At 52.9% G+C, this 2,359-nt stretch carries 1 protein-coding gene; it reads left to right on the forward strand.

Translation table 11 applies throughout. From position 1 onward, the window contains the following. The first annotated feature begins 219 nt into the window (after positions 1–219). Positions 220–1,650 carry an MFS transporter gene (locus Q0F21_RS07305; RefSeq protein ID WP_297238717.1) on the forward strand — a complete coding sequence of 477 codons (1,431 nt, stop codon included), beginning with the start codon at positions 220–222 and terminating at the stop codon, positions 1,648–1,650. Positions 1,651–2,359 lie beyond the last annotated feature (709 nt).

Consider the following 2,359-nt stretch of genomic DNA (forward strand, 5'->3'; position numbering starts at 1 on the left):
AAACATGACTACATCTCCCCTTTCAAACTTTTCGCCCCGTTCTTCCTCCCTGTTGCACTTCGTCCTTGAATCTACGGCCCTGTTTTTATGCGAGCAAATGGAGCGAAAAGAAATCTTTTTCCTTACATTTGCCAAGACGGGAAGGAGGGGGAGTGATACTATTATCATAACCAATAAACAGAATCTCTAATGAGTACAGTAGAGACGGCACAAGCAACGATGCCGCACGGAGAGACCCTCCGAGACAAGTGGTACGTCCGGTGGGGCGTCCTGATCATGATCGCACTGACGATGCTCTTCGCCTATATGTTCGTCGACGTGCTATCACCGCTAAAGACCCAGCTGGATCAGAATCTCGGCTGGAGTTCGTCGGTCTTTGGCACCTATGCGGGGAGCGAATTCTTTATCAATGTCTTCTGCCTCTTCCTGATCTTTGCCGGTATCATCCTCGACAAGATGGGTGTGCGCTTCACCGCCATCCTCTCCGGATCGCTGATGGTACTGGGAGCGGGTATCAAGGTCTATGCGCTCAGCAATACCTTCCACGACGGAGGCTTCCTCTACAGTACGGTGTCGCACATAGCACCCAACTTTCCTCCCTCGGCTGCACTCGCCTGCGCCGGCTTCGCCATCTTCGGCATGGGGACCGAGATGGGCGGTGTGACCGTATCGCGAGCCATTGTGAAGTGGTTTCAGGGGAAGGAGATGGCTATGGCGATGGGTGTCGAGATGGCGGTAGCCCGACTGGGTGTATTCGCCGTCTTCCAGTCGTCACCTCGTATCTACAATGCGATGGTGGAGAAGTTTGGTCCCAATATGACCACCGCCCAGGGCATCGAGGCGGTACAGGCGCCGGTACTCTTTGTCTTCATCCTGCTGGTGATCGGCCTCTTCCTCTACCTCGTATACGGAGTGCTGGACCGCAAGCTGGACAAGCAGGAGAGCGTCCATATCGTTGAGGACGAGGAGCCCTTTAAGTTTAAGGACCTGGGCAAGGTCTTTGGTCTCAAGACCTTCTGGATCGTGGCACTGCTCTGTGTCCTCTACTATTCCGCCATCTTCCCCTTCCAGAAGTATGCGACCAATATGCTCGAGAGCAATCTCGGTCTGAGTACAGAGACGGCATCAAGTATCTTCAGCCTCTTCCCCATCGGAGCGATGGTCATCACGCCCTTCCTGGGACTCTACCTCGACAAGAAGGGCAAGGGTGCCACGATGCTGATCCTGGGTTCGATCCTGATGATCGTCTGCCACGGGATCTTTGCCCTCTATCCCTTCACGACGGATAAGCTCTCCTTTGGGATCGCCATCGGTGCGATCGTACTCCTCGGCATCTCCTTCTCACTCGTACCTGCCGCCCTCTGGCCCAGCATGCCTAAGGTGATCGACGCCAAGGTACTCGGGTCCGCCTACTCCGCCACCTTCTTCATCCAGAATATCGGACTAATGACTGTCCCGATGATCATCGGTAACGTCCTCGACAAGACCAATCCCGGTGCCGTGGCTGGACAGGCACTCAATTACACCCCAGCGATGCTGATCTTCACATCCTTCGGCGTACTGGCTCTCTTCCTGAGCCTCTACCTCAAGGCCTACGACCGCAAGAATAATCTCGGTCTCGAGCTGCCCAATATCAAGAAGGAGGACTAATCGATCGATTTACGATACATCTCTCTAAAGGACAGATGGCGGTCAGACATCGCCATCTGTCCTTTTTTTGTACCAAAACCAGTCGTCTAATGAAGCGCCAAACTAATACCGGTAATAGTAATATCCCTGAGGAGAGGGGTCTCACGCGTGTATCTCTCGTCCGTCCGCCCTGTCATCTCCTGAGATTAGTTGACATGGTTGAGGGTTATTATACTGATAAAGTTGACTCGTGTGCCTGAGGATTCACTGAGTAGATCGACGTCTATTTTCTGGTCAGAGACCTTTGCTCGTAAGAAAGTGTGATGCTCGACTGGTAGTCAGTGTGATAATTAGCACATCTACACTGTATGCGGGATCCCTATGGCACGAAACATCATATCAGACGGCAATGCACCAAGAATGTCGGAGACCCCTCGGGACCCCCGCAGCCGCAGAGCTCAGTATTTCCGCAGGGATGACTCATTTGAGAGGGACTTACACTATCCGTACATTTGCAATACGGTTAGGGTGCAGACTCGAATCAACTCGGGATGTGATTGCGCCCTGATCGTACCCTCCGAGAGAGCCTCGGCTCTCTTGGAGGTTTTTTCAATAGTCTTACTGTATCGTATTACGTCGTGCTATAGGACGTGAGAGCCTAGGTTCAACTTCGAAGTGCAACACTAGAGGAAAAAGTTTGGCGAGAGTCCCCCGCCCCCATCCCCCCTTT

This window comes from uncultured Porphyromonas sp., from assembly GCF_934359325.1.
Taxonomy (GTDB): Bacteria; Bacteroidota; Bacteroidia; order Bacteroidales; family Porphyromonadaceae; genus Porphyromonas_A.

What these genes read in the sequence shown, in the direction of transcription:
- Q0F21_RS07305 (WP_297238717.1), top strand. Translation starts at nt 220, where the DNA reads ATGCCGCACGGAGAGACCCTCCGAGACAAGTGGTACGTCCGGTGGGGC.